The organism is Methylobacterium nigriterrae (assembly GCF_037106235.1).
Classification (GTDB): Bacteria; Pseudomonadota; Alphaproteobacteria; order Rhizobiales; family Beijerinckiaceae; genus Methylobacterium; species Methylobacterium nigriterrae.
On the sequence record NZ_JBAWTG010000185.1, the window covers coordinates 1 to 6,666 of the forward strand.

At 63.5% G+C, this 6,666-nt stretch carries 7 protein-coding genes; 1 reads left to right on the forward strand and 6 read right to left on the reverse strand.

Annotated features, from left to right (window positions below):
• The first annotated feature begins 352 nt into the window (after window positions 1-352).
• Window positions 353-862: a lipocalin-like domain-containing protein gene (locus WDW90_RS33445; RefSeq protein WP_336491976.1), complete on the forward strand. Its 510-nt coding sequence runs from the start codon at window positions 353-355 to the stop codon at window positions 860-862.
• A gap of 716 nt (window positions 863-1,578) precedes the next feature.
• Here WDW90_RS33445 and WDW90_RS33450 read toward each other — a convergent pair.
• The 6 genes from WDW90_RS33450 to WDW90_RS33475 all read right to left on the reverse strand — a co-directional run bounded on the left by WDW90_RS33450 (window position 1,579) and on the right by WDW90_RS33475 (window position 6,514).
• A complete protein-coding gene (locus WDW90_RS33450; RefSeq protein ID WP_336491978.1) occupies window positions 1,579-3,606 on the reverse strand; it encodes an ATP-binding protein in 2,028 nt (675 codons plus the stop codon).
• A complete protein-coding gene (locus WDW90_RS33455; protein WP_336491983.1) occupies window positions 3,599-3,793 on the reverse strand; it encodes a type II toxin-antitoxin system ParD family antitoxin in 195 nt (64 codons plus the stop codon). Before WDW90_RS33455 ends, WDW90_RS33450 begins: the two co-directional genes overlap by 8 nt.
• A 502-nt stretch (window positions 3,794-4,295) precedes the next feature.
• On the reverse strand, window positions 4,296-4,538 hold the full coding sequence (locus WDW90_RS33460) for a DUF6894 family protein (protein WP_336491979.1): 243 nt from the start codon (window positions 4,536-4,538) through the stop codon (window positions 4,296-4,298).
• 138 nt (window positions 4,539-4,676) lie between these two features.
• The gene (locus WDW90_RS33465) at window positions 4,677-5,450 is read right to left on the reverse strand and encodes a Crp/Fnr family transcriptional regulator (protein WP_336491980.1); all 774 of its coding nucleotides are present in this window, start codon (window positions 5,448-5,450) and stop codon (window positions 4,677-4,679) included.
• Between the two features lie 34 nt (window positions 5,451-5,484).
• The gene (locus WDW90_RS33470; RefSeq protein WP_336491981.1) at window positions 5,485-5,748 is read right to left on the reverse strand and encodes a hypothetical protein; all 264 of its coding nucleotides are present in this window, start codon (window positions 5,746-5,748) and stop codon (window positions 5,485-5,487) included.
• Window position 5,749: 1 nt separating this feature from the next.
• Entirely contained in the window at window positions 5,750-6,514 is a 765-nt protein-coding gene (locus WDW90_RS33475; RefSeq protein ID WP_336491982.1) for a Crp/Fnr family transcriptional regulator, read from the reverse strand.
• Window positions 6,515-6,666 lie beyond the last annotated feature (152 nt).

Below are 6,666 nucleotides of genomic sequence, written 5' to 3' on the forward strand. Positions count from 1 at the left end.
CAGTAGTTTTCCAGTCACGGTTTCCTGACACAAACGGGGCTGTTTGGGAGGGCTCGCGAGACGCTCCTCGCCGATGACAGGAAAACGGTCGTTTTCCTGACAAATAGGAGCAATGCATAGAGTGCACGCCGAGTTGGTGTCGGCCGCGCTTGGCAGTTGCGCTAAGCCGCCGGCTCCCAGCTGTCTCCGCCACCTGCCGAGTGGGCGAAGCCTACGGGCCGACGCGGCTCGACGGTCTGATGAGTTCTCCTTCTCGTTATATCCGCGGCCATGGTGCCGCCTGAGTCGAACTCTTATGCTCGCCGCGGCGATGCGGAATTCGCCTCGTCAAGAGAGTGAATGGAGGAAGGGTATGCGGGCCTGGAAGCTGGCAACGATCATGGCGCTCAGTGTGTCTCCGGCCTACTCATTGGAAACGAAAGACATAATCGGAACGTGGCATCTCGTTAGCGCGGAGAATAGGATCTTAGAAACAAATGAGGTTGTCGATGCGTACGGGGGTCCGCGTCCAAACGGCTGGATCAACTATGATAAAGACGGCCGCATGATGGTTGTGTGCGCTTATGACCGGAGAGAGACGCCGACTAGCAAAGGCAGCTTTACAGACCAAGAGCGGATTGGTTTGCAAAAAACCTTCTTTGCTTACGCTGGTACATACACCTTCGATGGATCCAAGGTGAATCATAACATAGACGTGTCATCTAACCAGACTTGGACTGGATTGAAGCAAGCCAGAAATGTAGAATACAAGGATGGAAATCTGATATACACAACTCAGCCGCAAATGAACACCGTCATAGGTAAGATGGTTGTTGTGACCCTGGTCTGGGAAAGATACAAGCCCGAAAGCAATCAGCAGTGATCCTGCGACCGAGGCACACTAGGGGATGCGAAGCACCAGCAGGCTTGCGGCGAAGACAACGGCCATGAAGGCGGCCGCAGCAAACGTCGCCAGTCTCTGCAACAGTCGATCACTCATTCCAGGCGCTCCCTCAGCCTACCGAGCCCTACCTCCCGCGCCCGGCACACAAGGCGGAAGCGTCGGATCAGGCGGCAGATGTTTGATCTGGCGGATACAGGCACGAACCACAGGCGATTGGGAGCGGCCTTCGTAGCTGTTCACAGAGATATCCGCGCTTCTGTAAAAGCCAGCAAGATGCAGAGCGACCCCAATGACGAAGATCGCGAACAGGCATGCCAATAAGATGCGCACGACAATGATACCCTGTGTTGGCCAGTGCCCGACAGAATACCGTCTCAGGATCGTATCCTACATTGCCCAATAAGGCAGTTCTCGATGCCATCGGATGCGACCTCAACGCGCTAGTGGGAAACAAACCGTCGTTTTCCAGTCAGCCAATCCAGCCAGGCGAAGAGCGTTTGGGTAGTCCTTTGGGGTGATGTTCGAAAGGAAGATTGCCCGCTGATCGGATCCAAGCCTTGCGGACGGGATTTCTTGGACTCCTCCTGCTGTCTGTATGGGCATACCTCAGCGGACCTGCTTCAGGCGCATGGATGGTTCGGCAATCTCAGCGCCGGACAGATTCCACTGCCCTGGATCGCTGCAGTTCGCGGACTTTAGGTCTGCTTCGGGGAGCGTCTGCGCTTCCTCCTGCCTGTCGCCCGGCGAAGGATGTGTGAGAGTGCCTCGACCGAGTAGGGCTTCTGCAGGAGCTCGAAGCCGTCCGGGCCCTCCTCAGCCAGCACGTGGCTGTAGCCGCTCGTCAGCACGACCGGCAAACCGGGGTGTAGGCGCCGGATCTCACGGGCAAGATGAACCCCATCCATGCCCGGCATCACCACATCCGAGAAGACCGCATCGAACATCGCTCCATCAGCACCTAGGGCCTTTAGCGCCTCAGGACCGTTGTGGGCCCAGGTCGTGACATACCCAAGATCCTCCAGGATCTGCGTCGCGAACCGGCCCACCTCCAGGTTGTCCTCCACGACAAGCACCCGCTGCCCTGAGCCGCCCGTTGATGGACCGAGTTCCTCCTCTACCTGCTGTGTGATTTCGGCCTCGACCTCGGGCAGGTAGAGCGTGAACGTGGTGCCCTGACCGAGCTTGCTCGCGACATCCACATCGCCGCCCGACTGCTTGGCAAAACCAAACACCTGCGACAGGCCCAAGCCCGTGCCGCGGCCGATCTCCTTCGTCGTGAAGAAGGGCTCGAAGATGCGGTTGAGCCGGCTTGGCTCGATGCCCGAGCCTGTGTCGGTCAGCGACACCGCCGCAAAAGACCCTGACGCACCCGAGTGGTGGCGAATGGGCGGCATCCCATCGCGGCAGGAAAGCTGCACGGTCAGCGTGCCCTCACCCTCCATCGCGTCACGGGCGTTCACCGCCATGTTGACGAGCGCTGTCTCGAACTGGCTCAGGTCTGCCCGCACGTAACAGGGAGTGTCCGGCACCTCAGTCGCGATGCGGATGCGCGCACCCATGATCGGGTCGAGCATCTCAGCCACGGCGCGCAGACAAGTTCCGACCTCGAACACCTCCGGCTGCAGAGCCTGCCTCCGGGCGAAGGCGAGAAGCTGGCTGGTCAGCTTGGCGGCGCGCTCCACCGTGTCTGAGACCGCGTCCATGTAGCGCTTACGACGCTCCTCCGGCAGGTTGGGGCGCCGGAGGAACTCGACGGATGATCGGATGATGGTCAGGAGGTTGTTGAAATCGTGGGCCACACCTCCCGTGAGCTGGCCCACCGCCTCCAGCTTCTGCGATTGCCTTAATGCCTCTTCCGCCCGGGCGAGAGCCTCCGCCTGCTCACGGTGAGCGGTGACGTCGCGCCCGTTCGCGTAGATCTTCCCGCTCTCGAAGGCACCCGTCCAAGCGAACCAGCGATAGCTGCCGTCCTTGTGCCGAACCCGGATCTCGTGAGGCTCCGTCAGCGGCTTTTCGGTGATGCTGGCGCGGATAGCAGACAGGTCCTCCGCCTCCTGAGGATGCGCAAACTCAGCGAAGCTCCTGCCGACGAGTTCATGCTCCTGCCAGCCGAGGATTCTCGTCCAAGCGGCGTTGACGGCTTGAAGCCTGCCGCCGGCGGTGATGATGACGAGCAGATCCTGCGACAGGCGCCAAGCCCGATCGCGCTCGGCAGCGCTGACGCTGACGCGCTGCTGGGCATCGAGATGAAAGGCAATGAGCTCGGCAAACGCCGTGAACATGCCGATGGTGCCAGGCGTATTCAGGCGAGCCGGCTGCGGATCAATGGCGCAGAGCGTGCCCCAGAAGGTGCCGTCCGGCAGCACGATGGGCATCGAGATGTAGCTCTGGAAGCCGTACTGCGCCGGGGTCGGATGGCGGCAGTAGGCTTCGTCCTCGGCGACGTGGTCGATGACGACAGCAGCCCCGTCACGCCGAACCTCGCGGCAGATCGTCGTCGCGACCTCCAGCTCACCGCCGGGTGGCAGCCCGAATGCGATCCCGTCACGCACCTGGCAGGCGACCCAGCGATCTTCCGTGACGCGGGCAACTGCGGCGAAGCCCATGCCTGTCGTTCGGCAGACGGCTTCCAAGATCGTCGGCACGGCCTCGATGCTCTCGACGGCCGCAAGGTCGGCTTGGAAATCGTGACCTGCGTGGAGATCAGGCGCAGGCCTATTCATCGGCTGATGGCGTCTGGAGGGCCGCACGGCCGGGGCGACCTGCCGCTCGATCGCGCTCCATCAGAAGACGGAGGGCAGCCCGAACCATCTCGCTCACGGAGGCATACTCCCCTCTGGCGATCTGGGTCTCGACGTATTCGGCGAGCGGGCCGGTGAGTGCGATGTGACGGGAGTGCTTTGCAGCCATGCCGAAGCGTAGCACGCCCTTGTGAGGGTGTCGCAACTGAAACACCCTCCGCCCTGCCCCCCGGGAGCAAGCTCCTGACCTACAGAACACCACCTGTCTGCAAGGGCATACCCCAACGGGCAAGATTTCTCACCGCGGATAGGTCGCTAGTCCTCTCGCTTGTCTCAGAAGGATCTAGAGCCGCCTCGCGAGGTGTCTCAGAAGCCGAAACCGAACCTTCTGGTACGAGGGCGGTGCCTCACGGCCGATGTCGCGCAAAGGTATACCCTTCCTTGACAGCAGAAGCCCTGCGCTGGACGCGTGGCCGTCCCAATAGGCTTTTAGACGCGCCGCGAATGCGCGTTCCAAATCGCAGGAGCATCCACTTGGGACGGGCGCCGGACGGGCCCGGAACGTTTCACATGGGCAAGCCCTATTGGAACGCGAGGCGGCTCAGCCGGCTCTCAGGCGCCGCGTTGCGTTTCGGAAGGCTGGAGCCACGGGGCCCTCACCACCGCTATGCTCAAGCATCCCCAACCCAGGTCGTCGAGAGATTGACGGTCGCTGTCAGCACCACCTCGCCGCTCTCGTCCCGGACAATGGCGCCCAGCCGGCTGTGCATGTGCTTGAGCGGCTTCTCCCGCGCGATGTCGCAGAGCACCTGCAGTGCGATCTCGCTCACCCGCTCCCGGTCGGCACAGTCGCGGCCAGCATCGTCACGGGTGGAGAACTCTTGGTTGTGGACGTCGAAGAAGTAACGCGGCATGCGGCGCCTTCCGGTTGGTAGGCGGGAGCGCACGTCTCTCTCAGCCGCTGGACCCTGGGATCAGGAGCAACGGTGGGCAGCCGTATCGGATCCGCCCGCGTCCGCCCATGGCACCGCATTCAGCGCCGAGTGCCAGCCTCACTCCCTCGCTTGGCGCGGTGTCAGGTGCCGGTAATTCGGATTGAAGTCACACGCGAGTTGGAGCGCCTCAACATCGAGGATTTCCAGCCGGCCCCCCCGGAACACGATCAAGTTCCGCTTGCGCAGGTCCTGAAGCACCCGGTTCACATGCACGTTCGAGATCCCGAGCACGTCCCCAAGCTCACCCTGCGTGAGGGGTAGATCGAAGCTGTTGCCGTCCGCGCAGCCGACGAGCTGCAGGCGCAGCAGCAGCTCGCAGAACAGGTGCGCGATCCGCTGGTCGGCCGGGCGCTGGCCCAGGCTCAGCAGCCATTCCCGGCAGGTGGCGAGATCGACCAGCGTCGACCAGAGCAGGCCCTGCAGGATGCGCGGGTGGTTCGTGCTGAGCTCCGCCACGGTCGCGCGCGACACCTCGGCCACGAGACACGGGCTGAGCGTGCCGATGCTGTGGTCCATCGCCCCGAGCAGCGCGACGTTCAGGTCGCACAGGTCTCCCGACAGAAGCAGCGCCAGGATCTGGCGGCTACCGTTGCTCAGGACCTTGTAGCGGCAGGCGAGACCCGCGGTGATGAGAAAGACGTTCTCGGGACGCTCGCCCTCGCGGATGAGGTCGCAATGCGGCCCGATCACCCTGCTCTGAGCCGTGATGCCGGACAGCAGGACGCGATCCGCCTCGGTCAGGCTCGTGCCGTGCTCGAGCTTCGTGATCAGCGGATGCAGTCCCTGCCGTAGAGGCCAGGGTCGCGGGCGAGGCGATGGATCACTTGTCACGCCGAACTCCCGGATCTGGGCTGAGGCGGCGCTGTCACGGCTTCAGCCGTTGGCGCAGCCAGCGCGTGGCGTCTTCCAGCGTGTCGAAGGCCGGCACCCGCAAGCCGGCCAGCCGGCCGAGGCCGGCTTCCATGAACCAGCCGCCCGGGCTCTCGTGCTCGGGCGTGTCGAGGCGCACCAGAACGCCAACCAGCAGCCCGTTGGCCAGCACCAGCATGCCCTCGCGGTCCGGGCTCGCGGTGTCGACCGGGATCGGCTGCAGGACGACGAGGGTCTCGACGTTATCCTGATCGAACACCCTAGCCTCCATGGCCGCTGCTCAGCCATGGCACGCTCCGGCGGGCACCCCAGCGCGTGTTCCTGAGGTGCAGGTAGTTCGGGTTGAAGCTGCAGAACGCCTTCAGGCGCTCGAGGTCGAGGATGGTCACGATCCGGTTCTTCAGCGCGATCAGGCCGAGGGCCCGCAGCTCGCGGAGCGTGCGGTGAACGTGCACGTTCGACAGGCCCATCGTGTCGGCGATGTCGGTCTGCGTGAACGGGAAGTCGTAGCTGTTGTCGGTGACGCGCCCCACCGCCTCCAGCCGCAGCAGCAGCTCGCAGAGAAGATGGGCGATGCGGTGGTTGGCGGGCCGGGCGCCGAGATTGACCAGCCACTCGCGCAGAACCGCCTCGTCGACGAGCGCACACCACCACAGCGCCCGAGTGACCCGCGGATGCTCGGCCGTGATCGCCTCGATGGCCTGGCGCGGGATGTCAACGACCTGGCAGGCCGAGATCGTGCCGATCGCGTGGTCCATCTGGTCGAGGATGAACACGTTGAGGTCGCAGAAGTCGCCCGGGATCAGGTAGGCCATGATCTGGCGCTGGCCGTCCGGCAGGACCTTGTAGCGGCAGGCGTAGCCGTCGAGGATCAGGTGGACGCTGTCGGGCGCATCGCCCTCCCGGATCAGATCGGCCCGCGCCCCGACCTTCCTGACCTTGGGGACCAGGGCGTTCAGGGCGCCGCGATCCTCGTTGGCCAGCTCCTCGAAGCTCTCGAGCTTGCGGATCAGCGCGTCCTGCATCGGGGCACGTCGGTCAGAGAAGATCCGACAGCCTAAGTCAGGAAAACGACCTCCGCGACATCCTATGATCGGTTATTTGCGGCCGCCGACGATTAAGGTCATGGTGGGTGCCGTCGCTTGCTAAAGGCATCCGGGCGCAAGCGGTCGAGGGC